Origin of the sequence: Janthinobacterium agaricidamnosum NBRC 102515 = DSM 9628, assembly GCF_000723165.1 — a bacterium.
Classification (GTDB): domain Bacteria; phylum Pseudomonadota; class Gammaproteobacteria; order Burkholderiales; family Burkholderiaceae_D; genus Janthinobacterium; species Janthinobacterium agaricidamnosum.
This window is the reverse complement of the sequence record NZ_HG322949.1, coordinates 1,930,134-1,956,219: the sequence shown is the minus strand read 5'-3', so window position 1 is coordinate 1,956,219 and position 26,086 is coordinate 1,930,134. Positions and strand designations below refer to the sequence as shown.

At 61.0% G+C, this 26,086-nt stretch carries 27 protein-coding genes and 2 pseudogenes; 15 read left to right on the top strand and 14 right to left on the bottom strand.

The genetic code is table 11. From position 1 onward, the window contains the following. Positions 1-59: 59 nt before the first annotated feature. On the bottom strand, positions 60-1,160 hold the full coding sequence (locus tag GJA_RS08325) for a dienelactone hydrolase family protein (RefSeq protein ID WP_242404486.1): 1,101 nt from the start codon (positions 1,158-1,160) through the stop codon (positions 60-62). Positions 1,161-1,416: 256 nt separating this feature from the next. On the opposite strand from GJA_RS08325, the gene GJA_RS08320 reads away from it, so the two are divergent. Continuing rightward, the gene (locus GJA_RS08320; RefSeq protein ID WP_242404485.1) at positions 1,417-1,776 is read left to right on the top strand and encodes a flagellar basal body protein; all 360 of its coding nucleotides are present in this window, start codon (positions 1,417-1,419) and stop codon (positions 1,774-1,776) included. A 22-nt stretch (positions 1,777-1,798) separates the two neighbouring features. Here GJA_RS08320 and GJA_RS08315 read toward each other — a convergent pair whose 3' ends face one another. Beyond that, the gene (locus GJA_RS08315) at positions 1,799-2,302 is read right to left on the bottom strand and encodes a molybdopterin-dependent oxidoreductase (RefSeq protein WP_242404484.1); all 504 of its coding nucleotides are present in this window, start codon (positions 2,300-2,302) and stop codon (positions 1,799-1,801) included. Between the two features lie 134 nt (positions 2,303-2,436). Between GJA_RS08315 and GJA_RS08310 the strand changes: the two are divergent. The 7 genes and pseudogenes from GJA_RS08310 to fghA all read left to right on the top strand — a co-directional run bounded on the left by GJA_RS08310 (position 2,437) and on the right by fghA (position 7,331). Next, a pseudogene (locus tag GJA_RS08310) lies at positions 2,437-3,709 on the top strand (class I adenylate-forming enzyme family protein). 132 nt (positions 3,710-3,841) lie between these two features. Further along, positions 3,842-4,423 carry a DinB family protein gene (locus GJA_RS08305; RefSeq protein ID WP_038490882.1) on the top strand — a complete coding sequence of 194 codons (582 nt, stop codon included), beginning with the start codon at positions 3,842-3,844 and terminating at the stop codon, positions 4,421-4,423. A 49-nt stretch (positions 4,424-4,472) separates the two neighbouring features. After that, positions 4,473-4,974: pseudogene (gene lepB, locus GJA_RS26590) on the top strand (signal peptidase I). A gap of 64 nt (positions 4,975-5,038) precedes the next feature. Then, on the top strand, positions 5,039-5,515 hold the full coding sequence (locus GJA_RS08295; RefSeq protein WP_038499145.1) for a DUF6328 family protein: 477 nt from the start codon (positions 5,039-5,041) through the stop codon (positions 5,513-5,515). 52 nt (positions 5,516-5,567) lie between these two features. Further along, positions 5,568-6,134 (top strand): Sir2 family NAD-dependent protein deacetylase, encoded by a 567-nt coding sequence (locus GJA_RS08290; protein WP_339325653.1) that lies wholly within the window; start codon positions 5,568-5,570, stop codon positions 6,132-6,134. After that, complete coding sequence (locus GJA_RS28580) at positions 6,131-6,409, top strand: Sir2 family NAD-dependent protein deacetylase (protein ID WP_339325652.1); 279 nt, start codon at positions 6,131-6,133, stop codon at positions 6,407-6,409. Before GJA_RS08290 ends, GJA_RS28580 begins: the two co-directional genes overlap by 4 nt. A 76-nt stretch (positions 6,410-6,485) precedes the next feature. Then, on the top strand, positions 6,486-7,331 hold the full coding sequence (gene fghA / locus GJA_RS08285; RefSeq protein WP_038490879.1) for an S-formylglutathione hydrolase: 846 nt from the start codon (positions 6,486-6,488) through the stop codon (positions 7,329-7,331). A gap of 15 nt (positions 7,332-7,346) precedes the next feature. On the opposite strand, the gene GJA_RS08280 is transcribed toward fghA, so the two are convergent. Continuing rightward, complete coding sequence (locus tag GJA_RS08280; RefSeq protein WP_038490876.1) at positions 7,347-8,006, bottom strand: dienelactone hydrolase family protein; 660 nt, start codon at positions 8,004-8,006, stop codon at positions 7,347-7,349. A 218-nt stretch (positions 8,007-8,224) separates the two neighbouring features. Between GJA_RS08280 and GJA_RS08275 the strand changes: the two genes are divergently transcribed. Further along, complete coding sequence (locus tag GJA_RS08275) at positions 8,225-9,865, top strand: Na+/H+ antiporter (RefSeq protein ID WP_038490874.1); 1,641 nt, start codon at positions 8,225-8,227, stop codon at positions 9,863-9,865. A gap of 315 nt (positions 9,866-10,180) precedes the next feature. Here GJA_RS08275 and GJA_RS08270 read toward each other — a convergent pair whose 3' ends face one another. From GJA_RS08270 to GJA_RS08260, 3 genes are read right to left on the bottom strand one after another with little or no spacing between them, the layout of a single operon-like run. Next, positions 10,181-11,089, bottom strand: coding sequence for a hypothetical protein (locus tag GJA_RS08270; RefSeq protein ID WP_038490871.1), 909 nt, complete (start codon positions 11,087-11,089; stop codon positions 10,181-10,183). A 37-nt stretch (positions 11,090-11,126) separates the two neighbouring features. After that, positions 11,127-11,663 (bottom strand): gamma carbonic anhydrase family protein, encoded by a 537-nt coding sequence (locus GJA_RS08265; RefSeq protein ID WP_038490869.1) that lies wholly within the window; start codon positions 11,661-11,663, stop codon positions 11,127-11,129. 49 nt (positions 11,664-11,712) lie between these two features. Continuing rightward, on the bottom strand, positions 11,713-12,435 hold the full coding sequence (locus GJA_RS08260; RefSeq protein ID WP_038490866.1) for a CPBP family intramembrane glutamic endopeptidase: 723 nt from the start codon (positions 12,433-12,435) through the stop codon (positions 11,713-11,715). A gap of 213 nt (positions 12,436-12,648) precedes the next feature. On the opposite strand from GJA_RS08260, the gene fur reads away from it, so the two are divergent. The 5 genes from fur to GJA_RS08235 all read left to right on the top strand — a co-directional run bounded on the left by fur (position 12,649) and on the right by GJA_RS08235 (position 15,805). Then, positions 12,649-13,083, top strand: a complete 435-nt coding sequence (gene fur / locus GJA_RS08255) for a ferric iron uptake transcriptional regulator (protein ID WP_038490863.1) — start codon at positions 12,649-12,651, stop codon at positions 13,081-13,083. A gap of 76 nt (positions 13,084-13,159) precedes the next feature. Continuing rightward, a complete protein-coding gene (locus tag GJA_RS08250) occupies positions 13,160-14,032 on the top strand; it encodes an EamA family transporter (RefSeq protein ID WP_038490860.1) in 873 nt (290 codons plus the stop codon). Between the two features lie 118 nt (positions 14,033-14,150). Then, complete coding sequence (locus GJA_RS08245) at positions 14,151-14,579, top strand: hypothetical protein (RefSeq protein WP_038490857.1); 429 nt, start codon at positions 14,151-14,153, stop codon at positions 14,577-14,579. After that, entirely contained in the window at positions 14,576-15,022 is a 447-nt protein-coding gene (locus GJA_RS08240; RefSeq protein WP_038490854.1) for a DUF2442 domain-containing protein, read from the top strand. Before GJA_RS08245 ends, GJA_RS08240 begins: the two co-directional genes overlap by 4 nt. Before the next feature lie 105 nt (positions 15,023-15,127). After that, the gene (locus GJA_RS08235) at positions 15,128-15,805 is read left to right on the top strand and encodes an HAD family hydrolase (protein ID WP_038490852.1); all 678 of its coding nucleotides are present in this window, start codon (positions 15,128-15,130) and stop codon (positions 15,803-15,805) included. A gap of 18 nt (positions 15,806-15,823) precedes the next feature. Here GJA_RS08235 and GJA_RS08230 read toward each other — a convergent pair whose 3' ends face one another. The 8 genes from GJA_RS08230 to GJA_RS08195 are packed head-to-tail and all read right to left on the bottom strand — an operon-like array spanning position 15,824 to position 25,494. After that, the gene (locus tag GJA_RS08230) at positions 15,824-16,627 is read right to left on the bottom strand and encodes a phosphate/phosphite/phosphonate ABC transporter substrate-binding protein (RefSeq protein WP_038490849.1); all 804 of its coding nucleotides are present in this window, start codon (positions 16,625-16,627) and stop codon (positions 15,824-15,826) included. Between the two features lie 4 nt (positions 16,628-16,631). After that, entirely contained in the window at positions 16,632-17,591 is a 960-nt protein-coding gene (locus GJA_RS08225; protein WP_242404483.1) for a fatty acid desaturase, read from the bottom strand. Positions 17,592-17,639: 48 nt separating this feature from the next. Then, positions 17,640-19,172 carry an HAL/PAL/TAL family ammonia-lyase gene (locus GJA_RS08220; protein WP_197539786.1) on the bottom strand — a complete coding sequence of 511 codons (1,533 nt, stop codon included), beginning with the start codon at positions 19,170-19,172 and terminating at the stop codon, positions 17,640-17,642. A gap of 13 nt (positions 19,173-19,185) precedes the next feature. Further along, positions 19,186-19,926 carry an ABC transporter permease gene (locus tag GJA_RS08215; RefSeq protein WP_038490843.1) on the bottom strand — a complete coding sequence of 247 codons (741 nt, stop codon included), beginning with the start codon at positions 19,924-19,926 and terminating at the stop codon, positions 19,186-19,188. A gap of 2 nt (positions 19,927-19,928) precedes the next feature. Further along, positions 19,929-20,864: an ABC transporter ATP-binding protein gene (locus GJA_RS08210; RefSeq protein WP_038490839.1), complete on the bottom strand. Its 936-nt coding sequence runs from the start codon at positions 20,862-20,864 to the stop codon at positions 19,929-19,931. Continuing rightward, positions 20,861-22,276: an ABC transporter permease gene (locus GJA_RS08205; protein WP_051780480.1), complete on the bottom strand. Its 1,416-nt coding sequence runs from the start codon at positions 22,274-22,276 to the stop codon at positions 20,861-20,863. The genes GJA_RS08210 and GJA_RS08205 overlap by 4 nt, the downstream gene beginning before the upstream one ends. After that, positions 22,273-23,211: a glycine betaine ABC transporter substrate-binding protein gene (locus GJA_RS08200; RefSeq protein WP_038490836.1), complete on the bottom strand. Its 939-nt coding sequence runs from the start codon at positions 23,209-23,211 to the stop codon at positions 22,273-22,275. Before GJA_RS08200 ends, GJA_RS08205 begins: the two co-directional genes overlap by 4 nt. Positions 23,212-23,241: 30 nt before the next feature. Continuing rightward, the gene (locus GJA_RS08195; RefSeq protein ID WP_167541092.1) at positions 23,242-25,494 is read right to left on the bottom strand and encodes a TonB-dependent receptor; all 2,253 of its coding nucleotides are present in this window, start codon (positions 25,492-25,494) and stop codon (positions 23,242-23,244) included. A 98-nt stretch (positions 25,495-25,592) separates the two neighbouring features. On the opposite strand from GJA_RS08195, the gene GJA_RS08190 reads away from it, so the two are divergent. Continuing rightward, positions 25,593-25,778: a hypothetical protein gene (locus GJA_RS08190; RefSeq protein WP_038490830.1), complete on the top strand. Its 186-nt coding sequence runs from the start codon at positions 25,593-25,595 to the stop codon at positions 25,776-25,778. Positions 25,779-26,086 lie beyond the last annotated feature (308 nt).

The window sequence follows — 26,086 nt, the reverse complement described above, 5'->3', positions numbered from 1 at the left end:
CGATTATACCGAATGGCACCCGTTTTTGATGGATGAGAACAATCCGCGAACCAGCCGCCTTATTCGGTGCGTCCCACCGCCGTATGATTGGCGCTGTTTTCAGGCCACACCACGTCATCGTCAACCGAATATAAACGGCAAGGCTGGCTGCTCCTGGCCTGGCAAGCGGCCACGGCACGGCTGTCCGGTTCCTCGCCCTCTTCGGCCCAGCCCCAGGCGCCGCTGGGCGACACGGCGAATGCGCGCGGCGTGCGCCTGGCCAGGAAATCACGGTAAGCGTCGCGGCCACGGTCCGGCAGAAACGGCACGGCGGCGATATCGTCCAGCGGCGCAAAATTGGTTTTCGGCGGCGCCGGCGTGTCCGGCACAGGATAGATATCGGCGGTCGGCATGCCGATAACTTGCAAGAAACGCTCGGTTGGCGCGCGCCACACCGCCTCGCCATCGCGGCTGGCCAGCATCACGTGGGCGTCGTTTTTATAGGGTCCGTAAGCATACAGGCTGGCGCCGCCGCCGGAACCGGTAAAGGAACGATACATGCGTTGCACCAGTTGCGGGGCGAAATAGGAATCGTTGGCGCCGTACAGCCACAGGCTCGGGATGCGATTGTGCGCGCCGTAATTGGCGTAGGCCTTGGCCAGCGCCGACTTCCAGTCGCAGCCGTGGTCGTCGTCGCGCAAGCCGCCGGCGAAATTGAGCACGCCGCGCACCCCCGGCACCGGCCGCGCGGCCAGCGCCACGGCCGCCAAGCCGCCATACGATTGCCCGGCCACGACGATGCGCTCGCCATCGGCCCAAGGCTGGCGCCGCGCATAATTGACCACGTCGACGATATCGTCGGCCTGCGCATTGCCGTTGGCCGTCATGTCGCAGCCATGCCCGACATAGGTGCCGCTCGACTGCGCGAAGCCGGTGCGCATCGGCACCAGCACCGCATAACCGCGCCGCACAAAGGAAGTCGCCATATAAATAAAACGGTCGCGCCGCTGGGCGTGCGGATCGCCGGCCTGCTTGCCGTGATTAATGATTAACAAGGGAAATGGTCCATCGCCATTCGGACGGAACAAGGTGGTTTCCAGCGCCACCCGTCCCTGGCTGGCCGGTACCATGATGATCTGTTCATTCACCCGGGCGTCGAGCGCCAGCGACGCGGCCGGCAATCCGTGGCAGAGAGCCAATAAAACAAGGTGGCGGCGAAGAAACAAGGGCGTGAAAATGATGCGCTCCGAATCAGGCAAGCATGTGCAAGCCTTTGATTCTAGGCATCTATATTCTTGAAGGCAAGGTCAAAATAATAGCGTCTGGCATTATTTTTTTCATCGAAATGCTTGCCTTGATAGCATTAATTATTGCTTCGCACATACACTTCTGATCCAGGACCGGTGTATACTTTGACGATTCGTGAAGGGAGACACCATGTCTACTATTTCAGGCCCGCTGAGCGCCGGCGTGTCCGGCATCAGCGCCAACCAGCGCGCGCTGGATGTGGCCGGCCACAATATCGCCAACGCCAATACCGCCAACCTCAAGGCGCAACAAGCGTCGTTCCAGGAAAGCAGTCCAGCCGGCAGCGGCGTCACCTTGTCGGTCGAAGGCCGCAACCTGGCCGCCAACAATCTCAACCGCATCAACGGCCCGGAAACCAAGGAAAACGGCGTCAACCTGAACCAGGAAGTGAACAATACCCTGGTCTACAAGCTGGGCGCGCAGTTGTCGGCGAATGTGGTCAAGTCCGCCGACCAGGCGCTGGGCAGCGTGATCGACGTCAAGACTTGAATGGATGACAGCCGCTTGATCGTTAATCGGCGACTTTCCTGACGCTGATGCTCTTGAGCCATTTGACATGGCGCGGACCGGTACGCGTATCCTTGCTTGAAATCATGGCAATCTTGCCTTCCCCATCGTCCAGCGGCTTGCCATCCTGTTCATACAACACCAGCACGCCATCGCCGAGCGGCGCATTAAAAATCTCGCCCCACGAAAACACCGCCTGGTAACCGTCGCTGGCGGTGGCGACGATATACAATTTCTTCGCATCATTGTGTGTCGGCGCGGCCAGCTTCGCCTGGTCCAGTATGTCGCGCAGCAGCACGCCTTTAAAATGACGCGACTTGCCCATGTCGGCGCCGCCCTTGCCGGCCGACGGCACGTCGGTCACTTGCCGGGCCGGAAACTGGCGCAAGTCTTGCACCGTCAGCGTCAACCCCTGCTCGACCTGCCCCGAGACGGTAATGCTTTGGGTCACATAAGCCGGATCGGGCACGGCGTGGGCCGCGGCCGTTCCAGTAAGTAAGGTCGTCAATAACAAACTGCACAGCATGCGTCGCATGGGATTTCCCTTCCAGGAGATGGTATGCCCTGTATCATTTCGGCTGCATTCCGGCCCGCGCAAGGTGGCGCTGGCCGGCAACACAAGCCGCTCCGGGCAAAGAACAGATGATACGCGATCAAGCAACCATCAACACCCTGCCAGCACGCATCAGCGCGCTTCTCCATCATTGGGTGCAACACACGCCACAAGCGCCGGCGCTGCACGACAACGGCCGCAGCTGGTCTTATGCCGAACTGGCCAACGCAGTCGATACGGCGGTGCAACTGCTGCTGCGGCTGGACGTGCGTCCCGGCGACCGCTTGATGGTGGTCGCCGAAAACTGCGCCGCGCAAGTCATGCTGACGTTCGCGGCGGCAAGCATCGATGCGTGGATCGTCAATGTCAACGCGCGCCTGTCTGGCGCCCGAAGTCGATACCATACTCGGCCACAGCGGCGCGCGACGGGTACTCTATATTGGCGCCTGGTCGGCCGAAGCCGCGGCCCATGGCCTGCGCCACGGCGCGCTGCCGGCGCGCACTGCCTTCGGCGACTTGCTGATCGGTCCGCTAAACCAGGCATGCGGCGCCGAAGCGGTATATGCCGCGAATCACGCACAGGTGGCGGCGCTGATCGACACCACCGGCACCACCGGCCATCCCAAAGGCGTGATGCTGAGCCATCGCAGCCTGCTGTTCGTCGCCGCCGTATCGAGCAAGCTGCGCGGCTTGAACCCGGCCGACCGGGCTTATGGCGTGTTGCCGATATCGCATGTGTATGGACTGGCCTCGGTCATGCTGGGCACGCTGTACGCCGGCGCCTGCCTGTACCTGGCCCGGCGCTACACGCCCGATGCGCTGCTGCACGCATTGAAGGAAGACCGGCTGACCATCTTGCAGGGCGTGCCGGCGATGTACGCCAGATTGCTGGAAAAACCGGGCCGGCCCGGCACGCCGCTGGCAACCGATTTGCGCTTCGCCTATGCCGGCGGCGCGCCGCTGGCGCCCAGTTTGAAACGGGATGTCGAAACCCTGCTCGGCGTAGCGCTGCACAATGGCTACAGCTTGACGGAAAGCGGACCGACCATCAGCCAGACCCGGCTCGATGCGCCGCGCCACGACAGCTCGGTCGGCCTGGCGATCCCCGGCGTCGAAGTGCGCATCGTCGATCACAACGGCATCGACGTTGCGCCCGGCGCCGATGGCAATGAAGAAATCATCGCCTTCGTCGAATGCGATCCGCGCCACCCGGTCACGCAGCAGGAATTGCACGCCTATCTGGCGCAACGGCTATCGCCCTATAAATGCCCGTCAACGCTGATCGTCATGGATGCCTTGCCGGCGGCGGCGACCGGCAAGATATTGAAAGGACAGTTGAAACAGAGGGCGCTGTCACTCTAAAAAACCAGCGATGGTCGAATAGCGCAAAAGATGGCCAGATTTTTCTGGCAAGCTGCCGTCAAATCGATAGACTGTACATAAACACAGTCATTGAAATCGCTTTCTTCCATTTCCATAGCGAGAACGTCCATCATGCACAACCCGCTTTCCCATCACTTGCTGACTTGCGCCTACAACAATGGCTGGGCCAACCACCGCTTGCTGAAAGTTTGCGCCCTATTAAACCAGCAAGAATTCGACGCCGCCCGCAGCGGTTTTTTCCCGTCGATCAAGGCCACGCTGAATCATATCCTGACGACCGACTGGTTTTACATCGACGCACTGGAACGCGAACTGCGCGGCAGCATGCCGCATCCGCGCTACCAGGTATTTTTCGAGCCCGAGCAACCGTTTGCCACCTGCGCCGCACTGCAGGCGGCGCAAAAGGACAGCGACCAGCGCCTGATCGCCTATTGCCGGCAAATCAAGGATGACGAACTGGGCCGCCGCGTCAGCATCTTGCGCACCGATAGCATCCAGCGCGACACCCGCACCCGCTTGCTGGCGCACTTGTTCGAGCATCAAACCCACCATCGCGGCCAAGTCCATGCAATGCTGGCCGGCACCCGGGTGGAAGCGCCGCAGCTCGATGCATTTTTCTCCGAGGGCGAAGCCGATGAGCGGGCGCCGGACTTTGCCGAACTGGGCTGGACCGAAGCCGAGATCTGGAGCTGAGCGCGATCCGCAGCCGGGTTCATTCAGGCCGGTGGCGGCAGGCACACGGCTGTTACCTTTGTCGATTGCGGACCGATATAATTGCTCTTCATACATCGCGAGCCTGGAAGGCGACGTGGTATTCGTCAACCGGCTGGCCTTCAATGTCAAGCTGCCGCTGACGGACATCGTACTGGCCCATACCGGCGAGCCGCAACGGGGCGACATCGTCACCTTTTCGTCGCCGAAGGATGGCAAGCGCCTGATCAAGCGTTTGATCGCGCTGCCTGGCGACACCGTGGAAATGCGCGACGAACGGTTGGTCATCAATGCAGCACCGGATTTAACTCCTGCCGCAAGTCGATGCGCCAAGAAACTTCGCCGCGCTGGCGGTGCCGCCCAATCATTATCTGATGCTGGGCGATAACCGCGACAATAGCGGCGATTCGCGCGTCTTCGGTTTGGTGCCGCGCGCCTTGCTGATCGGCCGCGCCGAGCGTATCCTGGTGTCGGCCGACATGCTGGATCATTGGCGGCCACGGCCGCAACGGTTTGGCATGAAGCTGGCGTAAGGTGGCGCGGCGGCCAGCCATGCCCTCGTATAATGACACGGTGTCGTCATACGAGGGGCAAGCCATGTCTGATATCCGCGATCCAAGCACCCGCCAGGATGCGCCGCCTGATGGCGGCGATTTGTCGGACTTGCTCAGCGAAGCGCGCATTCTCTTGCCGGGTGCACAAATGCTGACCGCCTTTCTGATTATCCTGCCATTCAACGGCGGCTTCAGCCAAATTATCCAGGCTGAAAAATACGTCTTTCTCGCCACCTTCTTTTTCTCGCTGCTCAGTTTGATATTCCTGAGTGCGCCGGCGATCCAGCATCGCTGGATGTGGCCCCTGAGTAATCGCGCCCGTTTCAAGCGAGTGGCAAACCAGCAACTTGTCGCGGGAGCGCTGTCGCTGGCGGTCGCATTCGTGCTGGGCACCAATCTCGTGATTTCGGAAGTGTCCGGCGCTACGGCAGGCTTGCTGGCCAGCGGCTTGATCGCGACGATCATCTTGTTCATCTGGTGCCTGCTGCCGCTCTATTTGCAACGCAGCAAAGGCGTCTGATAGCTGATTTCAGGTAGCATGGCGGCATTGCCTCTGCTGGATGAAGAAGAACATGCTTGCTGCTACGCTGGAACATGAAGCCGCCGAACGCCTGGCCCACTTCGTCGAACGCCATCCTGACTTGTTGATACTGAGCGGCGCCGGCATCAGCACCGCGTCGGGCATCCCGGATTACCGCGACAAGGACGGCCGGCGGCGCGGCAACCCGCCGATACAGGGGCCGGACTTCCGCCGCCACGAAGCCGTGCGCCGCCGTTACTGGGCGCGCAGCATGGTCGGCTGGCCGGCGCTGGCGCGGGCGCAACCGAATCCCGGCCATCTGGCGATTGCCGAACTGCAAGCTGGTGCACGGGTGGCGTCCCTCGTCACGCAAAACGTCGACGGCTTGCACCAGCGCGCCGGCAGCCGCCAGGTCACCGAATTGCATGGCAGCATACATTCAGTGGTGTGCCTGGATTGCTGCGCACTTTTACGCGCCGCCTGGTGCAGGATCTCTTGCTCGAAGACAATCCGCAACTGGCCCATGCCGCGGCGGCGCCGGATGGCGATGCGCACCTGGAGCCATCGTGGCTCGACACCTTTCGCGTGCCGCACTGCATCCACTGCGGCGGCACCTTGAAACCCGACGTGGTGTTTTTCGGCGATGGCGTGCCGCGCAGCAGCGCCGACGCAGCGGAACAAAAAATGGCCGGCGCCAGCGCCTTGCTGGTAGTGGGTTCGTCCGTGATGGTGTATTCCAGTTTCCGGCTGTGCCGCATGGCGGCGGCATCCGGCAAGCCGGTGGCCGCCATCAATATCGGCAAGACCCGCGCCGACGACTTGCTGTCGTTCAAGGCGGAAGTATCGTCCGAACGGGTGCTGCCGATGGTGGCCGTCTTATTGGCGACAAGCTAACATTTCCTGCTGCAAATAGTAACAGGGCTGCACACGTGTTCCAGCCGCTATACTGGCGGATTCGATAGGAGAATGTATGCTGGAATTACTTAGTGAACATGCCTGCTTTGGCGGCGTACAACGTTTTTACCGCCACGATGCGCGCGCAATCGGCTTGCCGATGCGTTTCTCGGTCTTCCTTCCAGCGGCGCAGGCCGGTGCAAAATTACCGGCCCTGTTTTATCTGGCCGGCCTGACCTGCACCGAAGAAACTTTCATGATCAAGGGCGGCGCGCAACGCGTCGCGGCAAGCGAGGGCTTGATCCTGATCGCGCCGGACACCAGCCCGCGCGGCGCCGGTATTGCCGGCGAAACCGATGCCTGGGATTTTGGCGCCGGCGCCGGCTTTTATGTCGACGCGACCGAAGCGCCATGGAATCAGCACTACCGGATGTATAGCTACCTGCTGGAATTGCACGCACTGGTGGTACAGGAATTGCCGGTCGATCCGGCCAGGGTCGGCATTTTCGGCCATTCGATGGGCGGCCATGGCGCACTGGTGCTGGCCTTGCGCAATCCGGAATTGTTCCGCTCGGTATCGGCGTTCGCCCCGATCGCCGCACCGACCCTGTGCCCTTGGGGCAAGAAAGCGTTTTCCGGCTACCTGGGCCAGGATCAGGCAAGCTGGGCGCAATACGACGCCAGCAGCCTGATGGCAGGATCAAGCGCCCCCTTCCCTGCCGGCATCCTGATCGACCAGGGCTTGGCCGATAAATTCCTGCCGGACCAGTTGTACCCGGAAGCGTTCGAAGCGGCATGCAAAGGCGCCGGCCAAGCGCTGCAACTACGCCGCCATGCGGGCTACGACCACGGTTATTATTTCATCTCGACCTTTATCGAAGACCACTTGCGCTTCCACGGCAAGAATCTGAAGGCAGATTGATGCCGCGCCGGCGCGTCACTGCCAATCGATGGTCCGCCCGGCGAAATGCCGGGTGAACCATTCGCGCGCCGGCAACGCCGCCGCTTGCAGCATGGCGCGGTCGTCCAGCGTACCGGGTATCAACTCCAGCTGTTTATCGCATGGCAAGGCGCCAAACGCCATGCGGTTGACATCCACCACCCCGCGATCATTCCCATCGACAATCAGCAAGGTCGGCACGCGGACTTTTTCCAGGGTTTGCCGCCCATCGATATCGACCCGGCCATTGCGCGACACCAGCGCGGCGATGCTGCCGCCGGTGCCGCGCCAGGCCGCCAATTGCAAGGCCGCCGCCGCACCGGTGCCGGCGCCGAACAGTCCCAGCGGCACTTTCCCAGGATTGCCGTGGCGCGCCAGCCAGTCGAGCGCCTTGTCCAGTTGCTGGGTCAACAGCGTCAGGTCGAAGCGGGTGTAATAATCCTGCACCGCCGTCGTGCTGAACAGATCCAGCAGCAGCGTGCCAATGCCGGCTTCGCGCAGATAGCTGGCCAGCGCATGGTTGCCCGAACTGAGCACGTCGCCATCCTGGCCTATGCCGCCGGCAAACAAAACAATCCCCATGGGCTTGTTTGGCAACTGCAGTACGCCTTCCAGGTGTATATCGTCCGTGGTGATGCTGACCAGTTCCTGATCCATGCGGCCTCCTGACAATTTGACTAGGAAAAACACGACAAGTTGCAGTCCATTGTACAAGCAGAATCGCCGCCGCGCCTTTCCATCCTGGTCTGCCGTGCGCGGCCATATCCTGTTGACGGCACAGAGCACCATACGATGCCGGGATAGTCGCACAGCCCATCCCGGCGGCGTTTATAATTTGCTTCCGCAATATCGATCACCGCTGGATTCCCCACTTCATGCATACTGTAACCATCATCCTCACCCTGGTGCTGACCGTCGTCCTGTGCGGCTTTATCGCGCGTTTGCGCTGGGTCACGCTACCCTTGCCACTGATACAGATCGCCGGCGGCACCGGGCTGGCCTCGATGTTCGGCATGCATTTACCGCTGAACCCGGAAGTATTTTTCCTGCTATTCATTCCGCCGCTGCTGTTCCTGGATGGCTGGCGCATTCCGAAAGGCGCATTTTTCAGCGATGCGCGGCCGATCCTGATGATGGCCATCGGCCTGGTCTTGTTTACCGTGGCCGGCATGGGCTTTTTCATCGACTGGCTGATCCCCAGCGTGCCGCTGGCGGTGGCTTTCGCGCTGGGCGCGATTCTGTCGCCGACCGATCCGGTCGCGGTATCGGCCATCGCCGCCGGCAATCCGATGCCGCCGCGCCTGATGCATATCCTCGAAGGCGAATCGCTGCTCAACGATGCATCCGGCCTGGTCTGCTTCACGTTCGCGGTCGGCGCCGCGATGACCGGCAAGTTTTCGATCGGCGCCGCGTCCTTCAGCTTTTTGCAAGAAGCCGGCGGCGGCGTGCTGATGGGCCTGGCCGTGTCCTGGGGCGTCGGCCTGACCAACAAATGGGTGGTCAGCCAGGTCGGCGAAGAGCCCGGCCTGCAAATCCTGATCAGCATCCTGATCCCGTTCGCCGCCTATCTGGGGGCGGAGCAAATCCACGGTTCCGGCATCCTGGCCGCCGCCACGGCCGGCGTGTCGATGCATTACGCCGACCTGATCGGCCGCCCGCTGGCCGCCACCCGCACCCAGCGCAAGGCGGTCTGGGATACGGTACAACTGGTGTTGAATGGCGTCATCTTCGTAATGCTGGGTGCGCAATTGCCCGCCACCATCGCCAGCCTGCAAGTCGCCTCGCGCGACATCGGCTCCGGCAGCGGCTGGAAATTGCCGATGTTCGTCGCGGCGATCACCATCGCCCTGACCTTCCTGCGCTTTTGCTGGGTCTTCATTTCGATGAAGGTGACCTTGTTCAAGAACCGTCACGACGGCAGCGCCTTGCGCCGCCCCAGCATGCGCTTGCTGCTGGTGGCTTCGTTCGCCGGCGTGCGCGGCGCGCTGACGCTGGCCGGCATCCTGACCTTGCCGATGCTGTTGCCGAACGGCGAACGTTTCCCGGCACGCGACCTGGTGATTTTCCTGGCGATGGGCGTGATCTTGATGTCGATGTTGCTGGCCAGCATAGCGCTGCCCTTGCTGACCAAGGGACTGGTGTTCGCGCCGCCGCTGCAGCGCTCGACCGAGGAACGCAATGCGCGCGCCGCGGCGGCCGATGCGGCCATCCGCCACCTGGAAGACTGTTGCGCCGGCCTGGGCGCCAAGGACCCGGAAAAACAAGTCCACGAAGAAGCCGCCAGCCGCCTGATCGACAGCTACCGGCGCCGTGTCGCGTACGGCGAAAGCAGCAACGACGAAGCGGCGCGTACCCTGCAGTTGGTCAAGTTCGAGCGCAAGCTGCGGCTCAACGCCTTGGGCGTCGAACGCGATGAATTGTTTCGCCGCCGCATGGCCGGCGAACTCGACGACACGATCCACCTGCGTTTGTTGCGCGAAATAGATTTACTGGAAGCAACACTGCAAGACGAATAAACGGCGCTAAGAGCCTATCCCAGTAGTGAGCGTCTTGTTCTGGCCGCGCATCAGGAGCGCGGACCAGGCGTGAGGAGGAAGCGTGGCGAGCCACGCGACGACGATCAACGCAGTCCCCGTTCCTGAGGAGCGCCAGAAGAGGGCGTATTCATCTACTGGGATAGGCTCTAAGAACCTATCCCAGCAGAGAGCGTCGCCGGATGGCTGCTCATCAGCAGCGTGGGCAAGGCGTGAGGAGGACGCATGGCCAGCCAATGCGACGACGAACAAGGCAGATTCACGCTGTTGAGGGCCTGTCAGCAGGCGATGTATTGCTCAGCGCTTCGGCGATTGCGACCGGGTGATGCTCGCCCCTATCTGCAGTTCTTTTTCTTCCGGAAAATCAAATACCATGCTGCGATATTTGAGGTAGTCCCGAAACGTCATGACGCCCGTCGCGCCAGTGTCGTTGAGCGCCATCACCATTGAATATTCCAGGCCGCCGCTTTGCGGATCGCTGCCCTTCGCCAGAACCAGCGCCGTCAGGTAGGCATCGAACGCTGGCTGGGCGGCGGTATGCGTCTTGCCTATCATGAGCATATCGATGTCCTTGGCAACAGCGGTAGCTTTGGATAGGCCATTTGGCAACTTGAAATTCGGCCACTCATCATTCCAGTAAGTTTCGGCACGCAAGGCGATATAGGGGCGATTCAAGCGAGACACTTGTGCCTTGGTCTGCCTTTTCTTGAAGAGCGTCTTGATTTGCCTGTTCATCAGCGGCACCAGTGCGCTGGCGCCATTCTGGCGTACCAGGCCGGTCGCCGATTTGGCGAACGCGAGCAAGCCCGGCAGCCCCTGCGCCCTGGACGTATATCTGACTTGACCATATACAAAGATATGCGGCTGATCGCCATCCTGATTGACAAAAGAATCGATTAAGTGATTGTAACTGCTGATATAGCCGGCTTTTTTCTGAGCGTAGTCTATCTTTTTGAACCACTTTTCCGCGCCAAACACCGGATATTTTTCACGCTCGGCGGAAAAGCATCCACGATCGCGCTTGAATTCGATCAGGCACCAGGATGTGGCTTGCTCAAAAGACAAAAGCACATCTCCCGCCGCTTCTTTGGTACCGGCCAGCGGCGCCGCGATGGTCAGGGACAAGTCCAGGTAGTTCTTTACATACAACCACTCGACGGTTTTTTCGAAATACTCAGGCTCTGCACGTTCAAACGGAAAACTCATGACGATCCCTAAAATTGATCGGCCCGCACACAGCACATCAGCGGCACGTTGACAGGTAGTTATTCTTCACGCGCACATAATGCTCGGCAGAGTATTTCAGGTAAGCCACTTCTTCCGGCGTCAGCGGACGCACCTTGACGGCCGGGCGGCCGAGATACAGATAACCGCTTTCCAGCACCTTGCCGGGCGACACCAGGCTACCGGCGCCCAGCATCACGTTTTTCTGCACCACCACGTCGTCCATGACGATGCTGCCCATGCCGATCAAACACTCATCGCCGATGGTGCAGCCATGCAAGATCACCGAATGGCCGATGGTCACGTCATTACCGATCGTCAAGGGCGAACCATCCGGCCTGGCCGCGTTCTTGTGCGATACGTGGCCCATGGCAAAATCCTGGATATTGCTGCCATGGCCGATGACGATGCGGTTGACGTCGCCGCGCAACACGGTGTTACACCAGACCGAGCTGTCGTCGCCGATCTGCACGTCGCCGATGATCTGGGCCGAATCATGCACATAGATACGTTGGCCCAGCAGTGGATGGGTATTCAGGTAAGGACTTAACGGCATCGGATTCCCGCAGTAGGCTAAATGATCAATACCGCGATGATAGCAGCAGTCAAACGAGGCGGGCCGCCAGGATAAAGATCGCCAGGCCATGCGCCAGCACCGCGCCCAGCAATCCCGCGCGCAGGTACACCAGCGCGGCGACGATGCCTTCGATCAGGGTAAACACCAGCACCGGCGCACCGATCCGCGTCACGCTGGTGGCCAGGAAAGCGTGGCACAGGCTGAACAGCAGGCCCGAGATCAAGGCCGCGCGCACGGCCGCGACATGCTGCTGCAAATATTGCTGCAACAAGCCGCGAAACAGCAATTCCTCGTAGCAGTTGCCGGCCAGGCTGAACAACAGAATCACCGGCAGCAGCTTGACCGCCAGCGGCGGCGGCGACGGCACGCCGAACGCTTGTTTTAAAGCGGCCACCAGCGCGGCGATCAAGGCCGCCCCGCCCAGTCCCAGCAGCAGCGACAGCAGCACGCTGTCGCCGCACCAGCGGATGCCGTCGCTCCAGCCCCGTTCCAGCCAGCTGGTGACGACGACCAGCGCCAGCGACAGCGCGGCCAGTATCAATAAAGTGAGCGCCGGCGCGGTAAAACGCAGCGATCCGGCCGTCACTTGCCAAAATCCCTGCGGCGTCATGGCGTCGCGGACCAGCACGAAAAACAGGATGTGCACGATGATACGCAGCCATGCCAGCCGCGCCGGCACGGCCAGCAGCAAGGCGGCAAAGACCACGAAGGCCGGCGTGATGGCCAGCAGGTAGGCGCTTATCTCTTGCATTGTCTTAAAAAATAGTCGTATGACATCAATTGTAGTCTTGAAAAGATTCTGTGCGACAAAAAATATGTCTGAATGAATTGGCAATAGTGCGCTACAGAATTTACTTATCTGAAATAATGCAATTCCTTATTGCAAATGAGAATAATAATGATTATCATTTTCAAAAATGAAATCATATCACCGCGCCAGCGGTCAACAACGACAAGGTGACAAATGGATATTCTGAAAGAACTGCGCGAATCCGGTTTGAAAGTAACCATTCCGCGCATGCGGATTCTGCAGCTGTTTCAGGAAGGGAAAAACAAGCATCTGAGCGCGGATGACGTCTATAAATTCCTGCTGACTGAAAAAATCGACGTCGGCCTGGCCACCATCTACCGGGTACTGATGCAATTCGCCGAAGCCGGCATCCTGTTCCGCCGCCATTTCGAATCCGGCCACGCCGTATTCGAGCTGAACGAAGGCGGTCACCACGACCACCTGGTCTGCACCGTGTGCGGCAAAGTCGATGAATTCGTCGACGAAGGCATCGAGCAGCGCCAGAACGAAATCGCCACCGAGCGCGGTTTCGTGCTGCACGAACACGCGCTGTCGCTGTATGGCACCTGCGCCGCCTGCACCCAGCAGCAGCAAGCGGGCAAGAACTGAATTTCCGTAGCGTGCAGCAAGCAGGTGAAAAATATAAACCCGGCTTATCAAGTTGGGCATATTAGAATTTCACCTTATGCCACACTCGACACCCGCTCACCACCATACCCTGTTGCCGTCCCTCGCCGTGCTGGGCGGCCAGATTTCCGTCAACCTCGGCGCGGCGGTTGCCAAGCAACTGTTTCCGGTGATCGGCGTCGAAGGCATCACCGCTTACCGGGTCGGCTTTTCCGCCTTGCTGCTGATGCTGATCTTTCGTCCATGGCGCCAGAGGCTGGCCCAACGCGACATGCTCAACCTGCTGATGTACGGCAGCGTGCTGGGCTTGATGAACTTGCTGATCTACCGCGCCTTCAACCTGATACCGATCGGCATTGCCGTCGCGATTGAAGTCACCGGGCCGCTGGCCGTGGCGATGCTGTCATCGCGCCGGCCGCGCGACCTGGTCCCGGTGGCCGGCGCCGCCTTCGGCCTGTATTTGCTGTTGCCGCTGTCGGCCGGCCCCGGCCATCTCGATCCGGCCGGTATCGCGTATGCGCTGGGCGCGGCGCTGTGCTGGGCGCTGTACATCATCTTCGGCAAGCGCGCCGCCAGCTTGCAAGGCGGACAGGCGGTTGCCTGGGGCATGCTGGCCGCGTCGCTGTTCACGGTTCCGCTGGGCATCGCCTACTCCGGTGCGGCGATGCTGGCGCCCGGCATCGCGCTGACCGGACTGGCCATCGCCGTGTTATCCAGCATGGTGCCGTACACACTGGAAATTTTCGCCCTGCGCAACTTGCCGCAAGCCGTATTCGGCATGTTCAGCAGCGCCGCCCCGGCCGTCAGCGCGCTGGCCGGCATGCTGGTGCTGGGCGAGCACCTGAGCCTGGTGCAATGGCTGGCCATCGCCTGCATCGTATCGGCCTCGGCCTCGGCCTTCAGCGCACTCAGCCGGCAAAGAGCGGCATAAAGCGCCATCGATCTCCCGGACAGATCAAACTGCCTCGAGTGCGGATCAGGCATCATCAAAAAGAGTAATGCGAAGATCTTTGTATAAAACACTTGAAAAACCTAACAGTTAGGTTACCATGAAAATCTGCTCTCACAAAGGATACGATCTTGTCGTGCTAAGCCGCGATGAACATTGCCCACCGCATGTGCATGTCGGGGCCGACAAATGGAAGGCACGTTTCCGTTTCAGTTACTGGCATAACGATGTGCAACTATGGGATGTCAGCCCGGCCAAGAATCAGCCCACTGCCGCCGTACTGGAAGATTTGCGCCAAGTACTGCTGCAGGCCGCCAACTTGCGCAAGGCGCGCGAACAGTGGTGGCGCAGCACCGGCAGCGTCTGCCTCGACAATCAGATGTGGGATGTCGGCAAGGAAACCGTGGTCAACGTCAGAAGCAGTTTTTTCGGCACACGGACCATTCAAATGGCGAGCTTTAACGAAAAATTCTATATCACAGTCTTGCAATTATCCGGGCCACCCAACCATTTGGAGATCGCGCTATGAATACCATCAAGGCACGCAGTCACATCGATGAGCCTGTGACTGAAGCAATCCTACAGCAAGCCATTGTACGTTCGCGGGAACAGTCTGCGCCATTGCAAGCGACGACGCTACACTATCTGCCAGAGCAAAAACGCTTGTTGATCGGTTTCGCCGATGACAATGCGCTGGCCTTATCCACAAAAAACTATGTGGAATTGGCCGACTTAAGCGATGCGGAATTGAAACGTATGACGCTGGGCCTGAGCGGAACCGCGCTGTGCCTCGATGAACGCGATTTGCATATGTCCATCACCGGCCTGGTCTCTGCCAGCAAGCCGTTGATGGCGATGGCGCTTAGTTTGGCTGCCGTACGCAACGGCAGCAGCAATAGTGCGGCAAAAGCCCATGCATCCCGCCAAAATGGCTTAAAAGGCGGCCGGCCCCGCAAACTGGCGCCGGGGTGATACTCGTCAGGCGGACTCAAGCTTTCATTTAGCGAGCTGTTGATTTAGAATCGTCAAGGCATGCACTGGCCGCCGGCCATCGCACCATGCCTTGAAGGAAATCACGTGTCTGAGCACGCCCCATCGCACATCAACCACCGCTACCGCGCCTTCCTGTTCGACATGGATGGCACCATCATCAACTCGATCGCCGCGGCCGAACGCATCTGGGGCCAGTGGGCGACCCGCCATGGCCTCGATGTGGCCGCGTTCTTGCCGACCATACACGGCGCGCGCGGGGTGGACACCATCGCCAAGCTGAACTTGCCCAACGTCGATCCGCACGCCGAAGCGCTGTGGATTACCGAGGCGGAAATTATCGATGTGGCAGGCATTATCGAAATCGCCGGCGCGGCCAACTTTTTAAAGTCGCTGCCGGCCAGCAAATGGGCGATCGTCACGTCGGCGCCGCGGGCCCTGGCGATCGAGCGCTTGAGGGCGGCCGGCATGCCGTTGCCGCAGGTAATGGTCACCGGCGAAGATGTCAGCGCCGGCAAGCCGCATCCCGATTGTTATCTGCTGGCCGCCGACAAGCTGGGCGTCGACGCCGCCGATTGCCTGGTGTTTGAAGACGCAACCGTCGGCATCCTGGCCGGCCAGGCGGCCGGCGCCAACGTGATGGTGGTCACCGCCACCCACGCCCATGCGATCGATACGCCGCACGCGACGATCGCCAGTTACGACACCATCGTGGCCAGCGTCGATGGCGACGGTTTTATCGTGCTGGACCGGCGCGCCGGCTGAGCCCGCAACATCCCGGCCTCACACCAGCGCGGGATAGCCGTGCTCGCGCGCCTCGCGCTCCAGTTGCATGATACGCGCGTAATCTTGATGCGGGCGATGCTGGAACCCGCTGATATGCAGCGATTGCATCAATTGCGCCAGTCGCGGGCCGGGTTCCAGCAAAGCCTGGCGCAATTGGCGCAGCACTGCTGGCGGCACGTTTTTGCCGGCAACCATCGGCAAGCCCGGCGACGGCGCCGAGTACTGCAAGATGGACAGCCCTTCCAGCCATGCCGGATTTTCTTGCTGCAAATAGGCAAAGGTGACGCAATCGACCGCCGCGATATCGGCCGCGCCATCGCGCACCAGCCCCAGGCTGGCAACGTGGCTGCCCGACCATGTCACGCCGCCAAAGAAGCCGCCATCGCGGGCCAGCGGCGCGACCGCATGGCGCAACACATTCATGCCGCTGTTCGAAGCGGGATCATTTGCCGCGGCAATGTGCCCGCGCGCGTCGGCCAGGCTGCTGATCGGACCATTGCTGCGCACCACGATGGCGCTCGAATAATCGCTGCCGCTACAGCCGGCCACGGCGTAGCATGGCGTGGCGAGCAGTTGCACATGGTCTTGCAATTGCGTCATATACGGATAACCGCAAGTCTGGCTGAACAACAAATCCGGGTCTTTCCAGCTGTCAGGCAATAGCGGTTGACGTTGCAGTTCGACCTGGCCGATCCAGCCGCCGGCCCGCAACGCGTCGATCAGCGTGTCGAGCACGGCTTCATAAACGTCGCGCACCGGTACCGACACGTTATACATAGGCAAGGCAATTTTCCAGGTCATCAGCTTATTCCGGCATATGGGGGTGGACGGGCGCATCGATGGCGCTAAAACCGAAACGACGCATCAACTCGCCATAACCGTTGACATGAAAACCGCCGCTGCGCCGTATGTAGGCCGCGCGCCGCGCCTGGTACACGCGCGGGATCAAATACCATGGTAGCGATGGAAAGTCATGATGCACCAGATGCAAATTATTATTCAGGAATAACAGACTGAATACCGGACCCGCCTCGTTGATGACGATGCGCTGCTTGTGGTCTTGCGCCGGCCGGTGTTCATAATACGAGCGGATCTTGTTGATCGACTGCGCCGGATAGGAAATCGCCACGATGTAATACCACGGCGACATGCCGAATAGCGCATGGATCGCCCACAGCAAAACGGCCACCATGGCAAAGTGAATCAGCCACATCGGCACGTCTTGCCAATTGCCGCGCAAGGGCTGGCGTATCGCTGCACTGAACACGCCGCCTATCGACAGCGCCGGACCGACCAGCATGCGGCCCCAGAAGGTCTTGTTAAACCAGTGCAGCTTTTGCATCGGCTTGCTCATCGTGGCCCAGGTTGCCGGCGACACATAATAACTTTCGGTGTCGAGCGCCGGCATCGTCAAATGAAAGTCGACGTGATGCCGCAAATGGCTGTCGCGGTACAGCCGGTAGGGGTACCAGATGGTCAGCGGCGCATAACCGAAGATCCGGTTGAGCCAGGGCCATGGCGTTGGGTGTCCGTGGATCAATTCGTGTTGCAGCGACATATACCAGGCGCACCACCAGATCATCAGCGCGGTGCCGGGCAGCGGACCGATCTGCTTCCAATAGGCCAGCGTCGCGCACCAGCCGCTATAAATGACGACGATCAACAGCCAGGTCGGCCATTCGGCCAGCCACAAGCGGCGCCCCCGTTCGCTGGAAATATGCGTATGCTGTTCCGCGTCGATGTATTCCGAACGTGCATGTGTCAATACTGATGATCCCATATGGCCGTGCTTCCCTGGTGACGTAATCGTGCCTTACAGCCTGATGTCCAGCAGCGCTTCGATGCGGCGGATGCCGTCGTCGCGCTGGATGAGCGTGGTGGCCGCCGCGATGTCCGGCGCCAGTATCCGGTCTTGCGTGTAAGCATCGACGTGCTCGCGCAGCACGGCCAGCGCGGCACGGGTGCCCGGCGCCAGCGATGCCAGCGGATAAAATTGCAGCGCCTGTCCTGCCGCCAGGTATTCCAGCGCCAGTATCCGTTCGGTGTTGGCGATCACTTGCAGGGTTTTCAGCGCGGCCGGCGTGGCCAGGCTCAGATGGTCTTCCTGCAAGGCCGACGTCACATAGTTGTCGACCACCATCGCTTGCGACAGCACCTTGTTTTCGGCGACCAGCGATGCGGCGACGTATTGCACGATCATCAAACCGGAATTGAGACCACTGTTTTCCACCAGGAAGGCCGGCAAGCCGCTGACCAATGGATTGACCAGCCGGTCGATGCGCCGCTCGGCAACGCCACCCAGTTCGGCCAGCGCAATGCTCAGCAAATCGGCCGCGAAGGCCATCGACTGGCCGTGCGGATTGGCTTGCGACAGCACCCGGTAATCGTCGGGCCTGCCCAGCACCAGCGGGTTGTCGGTGGCCGAGGCCAGCTCGGTATTAACTTGCTTCGCAACATGCTCGACCTGGTCGCGGGTGGCGCCGTGGATGTGCGGCACGGCGCGCAAACTGAGCGCGTCTTGCGTGCGAATGCCTTGCGCGGCAGCCAGCACCGTGCTGCCAGCCAGCAAGGCGCGCAAGTTGCGGCCGACGATTTGCGCGCCGCCATGCGGTTTCAGCGCCAGCACGTCGGTATCGAAGGCGGCGGTCTGGCCGCGCAGCGCTTCAAAACTCATCGCGGCAATGATGTCGGCCCATTTTTGCAGCCGCACCGCATGATGCAAGGCAACGCATAACAGGCCGGTCACGCACGGCGTGCCGTTGACCAGGCTCAAGCCGTCCTTGGCGCCCGGCACTAATGGGCTGAGCCCCGCATCGGCCAGCGCATCCTTGGCGTCGATCACCTTGCCCTCGATCCGGACTTGCCACAAACCAGCCAGCGGCAAGCCGATATGCGCCATATGGGTCAGGTAGCCGACCGAACCGCGCGACGGCACCAGCGGGATCAAGTTGAGATTCAGCAGCGCCAATAAACCATCGACCAGCTCCGGGCTGATACCGGATTTGCCATGGCTGTAATTGGCGACCTGGGCGCAGATGATGGCGCGCACCAGCTCATCCGGCAACGCGTCGCCGACGCCGCAAGCGTGGCTTTTCAAGGTATTCAACGACAATTCAGCCAGCGACGCCGGCTGCAGCACCTGGTCGCACAAGGCGCCGAGGCCGGTATTGATGCCGTATGCGCGCACGCCATCGGCGACGATGCGTTCGACGATGCGCCGCGCATTCAGCAGGCGTTGCCGGACCGCCGGGCTCAAGGCCAGTGGCGCGCCGCGCGCCACGCGGACCACGGCGCGCCAGTCCAGCGCCGCTTCATCGAGCAAGACCATCGGATTTTCCATTTTCATTAGCAACTCCCGTTCAGCGCCATGGCGTAAGGCAACGTTCCAGCACGCGCATCGAATAATCGCAAGCGATCGCCAGCAACGCGACGGCCAGCGCGCCTTCCATCACCTGGGTCGCATTGTTGACAGCCAGGCCGGAAACAATCGGCGTGCCGAGGCTGACGCCGCCGGCCATCGGCGCCAGCGACGCGGTGGCGACCGACAACACCAGGCTGGTGCGCAGACCGGCCAGGATGGCCGGCAACGCCAGCGGCAATTCGACCGTCCACAACAACCGCGACGAATCCATGCCGATGCCTTGTGCAGCCCGCTTGATATCGCCATCGACTTGCCGCAAACCGGTCAACGCGCCCTGCACCGTCGGCATCAAGCCATAGGCAAACAAGGCGAAAATGATCGCCTGCGAGCCAAAGCCGAAGATCGGCGTGGCCAGGAACAGCACCGCCACCGGCGGCAAGGTCTGGCCTATCGTCGCGCTATTGGCGATCAGCGGTAAAAAGGTTTTACCGCGACTGCGCGTGGCCCAGATCGCCAACGGCAAGCCCAACAGCAACACGCCGGCCATCGCGGCGGCGACAATCAGGACATGGCTTTGCGCCGCCTCGACCAGGCTGATGCGCTGGTACAGCACCGGCTGGCCAGCCTCCCCCAGCGGCGCCAATAAAGCGTGCCACCAGGCTTCATGGCTGTACAGCAACCACAACACAGGCCAGCACAGCAAGCCCGGCGCATGACGGTTTAAAAAGAATTTACTCATCGTCATGCCAGCGACGCAAAATCGGCCAGCGACACATGGCCGACCGCGACGCCGCTGGCGTCGACCACCACCAGCGCGGATTGACCGCCGAGCAGTTTACTCAGCGCACTGCGCGCGCTGGTCGACAGTCCTACCCGTTCGGCCCCGGCCAGGCCGGCCCCGGGCGCATCGTGGCGCATGAAGTCGCCGACGCTGTGACGGCCCAGCCGCTTCAATTCCGGCTCTTGCCCGATGAATTGGGCGGTGAACGGGTCGGCCGGATGGCGCAGCATGGTGTCGGGATCGGCGTATTGCACCACTGAACCTTCGCGCATCAGGCAAATCTTGTCGCCGAGACGGATCGCTTCATCGATATCGTGCGTAACAAAAACGATGGTCTTGCGCACGTCGCGCTGGATGCGCAGCAATTCTTCCTGCAATTGTTCGCGGGTGATCGGATCGACGGCGCTGAACGGCTCATCCATCAGCAACACCGCCGGATCGGCCGCCAGCGCGCGGGCGATACCGACCCGCTGCTGCTGCCCGCCCGACAATTCCTTCGGATAGCGATTGCCGAACTGATGCGGATCGAGTCGCACCAGCGCCAGCATCTCGTCGGCGCGGCGCAAGCGCCTGGCCTTGTCCCAGCCCAGCAAATGGGGCACGACGGCAACGTTTTCGCGTATCGTCAAATGCGGGAACAAGCCGGCGTTCTGGATCACATAGCCGATCGAACGGCGCAGCAAGACCGGATCGATGTCCAGCGCGTCCTTGCCGTCGATAAAAATCCGGCCGCCGCTCGGTTCGATGATGCGGTTGACCACCCGCAGCAAGGTCGACTTGCCGCAACCGGACGGGCCGATCAGCACCACCAGCTTGCCGTGGTCGATTTCCAGGTTGACCCGATTCAACGCCACCACGCTGTCGTAATGCTTGTCGATGTGACTCAAACGTATCATCTCCAAGCTCCCCGTGGCGTCAGCGCCCAAGCCAGCAAGCGGGTCAAGGCGTCGGCGCCGAAGGCCAGCGCGACCACCGGCAACGATCCCAGCAACACCAGGTCGGACACCGATTGTTCCGTGCCGCGCAACAGGAAAAACCCGAGGCCGCCGGCATTGACCAACACCGCGACGGTAGTCAAGCCGATCAGCAGCAGCAACGCTCCCCGCACGCCCTGCACCAGGAAGGGCGCGGCCAGCGGCAATTCGACGCGCCAGAAAATTTGCCGGCTACTCATGCCCATGCCGCGCGCCGCTTCGAGGATCGCGGCCGGCACGCTGCCCAGGCCGGCATGGGTATGCACCACGATCGGCCAAATGCCATACAGCACCAGCGCGACGATGGCCGGCGCCGCACCGAGGCCGCGCAAGCCCAGCTCGGCCAGCGTGGCCGAAGCATGCAGGCTGGCGATAAAAGCGGCGCCGTCCGCCATCAATTGATACACCGTCAAACCGAACACCGGCAGCAATACAAGCAGCCCCAGCGCAATGACCACGCCATATACGGTCAACAACAGCGGCTGCGGCCAGCGTTTCAGCAGCAGCCAGCCGGCGCCGGTTAACACCAGCAAGGCCAGCGCAAACAGCAGCGCACCAGCCACCGTCACCTGCCGGCCATAGACCGACAGCAAGGGCAGCAGCAAGCCGAACAAGGCAATCGACGGCACGGTTTGCAAGAAACCTGTGACGCTCAGCAGCACACCTTCACAAGCCGGTTTGCGCACCGCCAGCACGCCGATCGCCGCGCCGGCCAGGATAACCAGCGGCAAGGCCGCACCGACCAGCAAGATGTGGCGCAGGAATTCTTGCTGGAATACATCAGCGACTTCCCGGTATTCCAGCACGATGCCGAGGTGGCGGTACGGCGCGGCGCCGGCCAGCGCGGCCAGCACCAGCAGCGGCGCCGGCAGCCATAACGGCGCTTCGGCGTGCAGCGCGAACAGCGCGATATACAGCGCGGCCAGGCTGCTCCATGCGCCGGCGCCGATGCCGACGCGGGAAAATTCATTGTCGGCGGTCAGGTGCAGCGCGCCCCAGGTCAATGCGGCAAAACACGCGCCGGCGGCGATGCTCAAGGCCAGCGCCAGCGCCGCCTTGCGCAACTTGCCTGGCGCCAGCACCGCGCTGACACCGAACAGCAGCCAGGCGCCGGCAGCCAGGCCGCCCCAGCCCGGATTCAACGCAAACAGGGAGTAGTCATCGCCCAATGGCATCACGCGGTTCAGGCGCAACACGACAAACGGCCACTGCAAGGACAGCAGGCCAAGCAGCGCGGCACACAGCGCGATGCTGTTCGGCCGCGCCGAAAATCCGGGCCATCTGATACCGGACTTGCCGGCCAACGGCAATCGCATCCGCAGCGCGCTGCTCATTTCAAAAAGCCTTTTTGTTTCAAATACTGTTCGGCGACCTTGGCCCCGGACTGGCCGCCGACGACGATTTTGGTGTTCAGGCGCGACAGCGTGGCCACGTCCAGCGTCGCGAAGATCGGCTCGATGATGGCGGGAATGCCGGGATATTTCTTCAGCGCCGCGCTGCGTATCGTCAGCAAGGGTTGCGACACATCGACGGCGCCGGCGTTGTCGGTCAGCGCCACCAGTCCCAGCGCGGGAATCTGGCCGTCGGTGGTGTACGCCATCGCCGCGTTGGCGCCGCTGGTGCCTTGCGCCGCCGCCGTCTCGGTCTGTGCGGTATTGCCGCCCGGCAGGATAATCAATTGCGCCGGTTTTAATCGGAATCCATACACTTTTTCAAACGCCTTCAAGCCATCGTCGCGGTCGACGAATTCCTGGCTGACCACCACTTTAAAGGTTTTTCCGGCGTTGATGTAACGCGCCAGGTCCGACCAGGTGGCGATTTTCTCGGCCCTGGCCAGCTTTTGCGGAATCGCCACGCCATAACTGACGCTGGCCGGCGCCGGTTTCAGCCAGACGATCTGGTTCTGTTCCAGGTCGGCCCTGGCGCCGGCCGCGTAACCCCTGGCCCCATCCTTGAAGATGCCGGGTTCAAACTTGACGTTCTTGATCAGGTAAGGCGCGTTGCCGCTGTATTCGGGATAGGCGTCGATTTCCCCTTCCAGCAAGGCCTTGCGCACTACCTGGGTGGCGCCGGTGCCGCACTTGTCCCTGACCTTGATGCCATGCGCCGCCAGCGCCAGCCTGACCATCGGGCACAGCAGCGAAGCTTCCGTGTCGATCTTGGAACCGATGGTGATGCCGGTCTCGGCCGGTTCAGCCTGCGCCGGCCCGCATAACAGGGCCGCGCAGATGGCCCAGACCGGCCAGTGCCGAGGGGAAGCAGATGTCATGTCAATCTCCAGGAAAAAGTGCGGCGCCGCTTAAAAACGCGTCTTGAAACGCAGGCCGATGGTGCGCGGACGCGCCATGTACAAGGCATTGCCCGGCTGGATCGCGATCACGTTCGGCGTTACGTCGCTGACCTTGGTGCCGTTGGTCAAGTTGCTGCCGAACAGGCCGACTTCGTAGCCGCGCGTTTTATAGGTCAGCGTCGCGTTGACCATGTTCGACGACGGGATTTCTTCGTAGCTGCCTTGCGCCTTGGCAAAGTTAGTGTAGGAATCGCCACGATAGGCATAACTGGCCGAAACGCCGATTTCATCCGAACCCGACAGCGGGATGCTGTAGCCGACGGTGGCGTTGGCGGCGAAGTGCGGCGCATACGGCGTGCGGCTGCCGGCCGGAATGTTTTGCGCGGCGATGCCGGTCACCACGGTATCCTTGGCATAGGCATTGTTATACGACGCGCTCAGGCCGAAAGTGGCGCGGCGGGTCAGCTTGAACGCGGTTTCCAGTTCCAGGCCCTGGCTGCGGATCTTGCCGGCGTTCAGCGTGTAGTAATAGGTGCACGGCAATTTATTGAAGACCTGCACATCGCTCCACTCGATCACGTAAGCGCTGACGTTGAAGGTCATGCGGTGGTCCAGCAAAGTGTTTTTCGAGCCGACTTCATAGTTCCACAAGCTGTCCGGCGCAAACGTGGTCGGCGCGTTCACGCCGCACAGCTTGAACGGCACCGGCTGGTTATTGCCGCCATAACGGAAGCCCTTGCCGGCGCTGGCATACAGCATGTGATCCTGGTCGAGCCGGTAAGCGGCGGCAAAGCGCGGGTTGGCGCCTTGCGAGGTGGCGCTGCTGCTGCTGGTTTCGGGCGTGCCGACCGGCGACGCCGGCGTGGCGCCGACCAGGTTGCCGAACAGGCCGGAAAAGCGCAGGTCGAAATCCTGGGTGCCACGGAACAGGCGCAAGCCGGCCGTCAGATCGAGTTTATCCCACACGGTGTAAGTGCCTTCGGCAAACAGCGCGACCTGGCGCGACTTGGTGTTTTGCAAGCCGGAAAAGAAGTTATCCGGGGTCGACGCCAGTTCGTTGGTTTGCGAGTTATAACCAGGGAAATTATGGGTGGCCGCGAAACGCGCATCGAAACCGACCGTCGGCTCTTCCTGCACCACGTGGCGCTTGCCGCTTTCAAAGAACGCGCCGGCGGTCCATTTCAGGGGACCGGTGCTGTTCGAGTTGAGCCGCAATTCCTGCGCAAAGTCGGTCACTGCATTGGCGATCTGGTAAGCGGCTTGCATCAGCGGCGGATTGCCGCCGAAAATGAAGGCGGTGGCCGGATATTGCGCCGACTGCACATACAAGGTGTCGCGGTGCAGATAAGAGGTGGACGACACCAGTTGCGCGCCGCCCAGGTCGTAATTCAGCGCAACGTTATACAGTTGCAGGTTGTCATTGCTTTTTTGCGGCAGCAAGGCGATCGTGGTGTATGGCGCCAGGTCGGCGTAGGCGTCGTTGATGCCGCCCTTGATATTCGACGAAGTGACGCTGGCGTCCACCGTCAAGTCGCGGCTGGCGCGCAAGCGCAGCGCGGCGCGGCCCTGGTTGGTCGACACGGCGTTGGTGGTGTCGCCGGTCAGGGCATTTCTGACATAACCGGAATCATTGCCGGTGTAAGCAGCCAGGCGCAAGCCGAGCACGTCATCCTTCAACGGGATGTTGACCATGCCGCGCAGATTATGGTTGTTGCCGCCGAAGCCGGAGGTGCGTGAACCGACCGCTTCCAGCGAGCCGAACAGCTCGTTGGTGTCGGGTTTCTGGGTAATCTGGCGCACCGCGCCAGCCATCGCGCCGGCGCCGAACAGCGTGCCCTGCGGGCCCTGCAATACTTCGATGCGCTCCAGGTCGAGCACTTTCAAATCAGGATTGCTGGATTTCAAGGTCACCGGCATATCGTCGACATACACCGCCACCAGCGACGCATCCTGGATTTCAGACGGCACGATGCCGCGCACCACCAGCCCGCGCATGGTGATGTTGTTGACGCCCGGCCCCTGCTCTTGCACGCTCATCGCCGGCACCGCGCTGGCGATATCGGTCAGGTTGCCGAGCCCAAACTTGGCCAGGCTTTCCGGCTGCAATACCGTGATCGCGGCCGGCACTTTTTGCACATCGACCGAGCCGGCGGCACGCGTGGCCGTCACTTCGACCCGCTCGATCGTATCCGAACCGCCAGCCGAAGCGGCTTGCTGCGCCTGCGCCGGCGATGTAAGGACTACAGCCGATAGTACGACCAAGGTACCATGACCAATCAAATGCTTTCCCATTACCATCCCTTAGAGTTAATTTTTAGTATTTTTTAATACAGCACCAGCATTTTGCTACAGCAATGAGATTGGGTGTCAGCATTGGATGCGCCGCGACCGGCGCCATGGAAGCCGGTACCAAGGGCAAGATCGTCGCCAGCGCCGGATACGTGGAGAACCGCACTTCGGTAAAGAGCATCACCATCAGAAAAAGTATATACAAGTTAAAAAACCTTGAATACGAAGAAAAATATGCTTATTTATACGAAATTTGATAATGAAAAAAAGACGCTGCAGCAGCTGGCCCGACGCGGCCCCATGGCCCGGACGGCGCAGCGGCGGCCGGCAAGCGCCACTTGTTAACAAAATCTGTGGATAAGTTTGTTCACAAGGCAGGGCCGTGGATGGCAAGTTATTGTTTAAAAAGGGAAAAGAATTGCTGCACTTTTTCTTGGCAGGTGGAAAAATCTGGCGCGGCCGATGGCTGTATGTTCAACTTTGTTCAATTTCGGCAAGCTGACGTCCAATCTGTCTTATCTTCCGTATATGACATTGAAAACTAAAGACTTATTTAGTATGCATG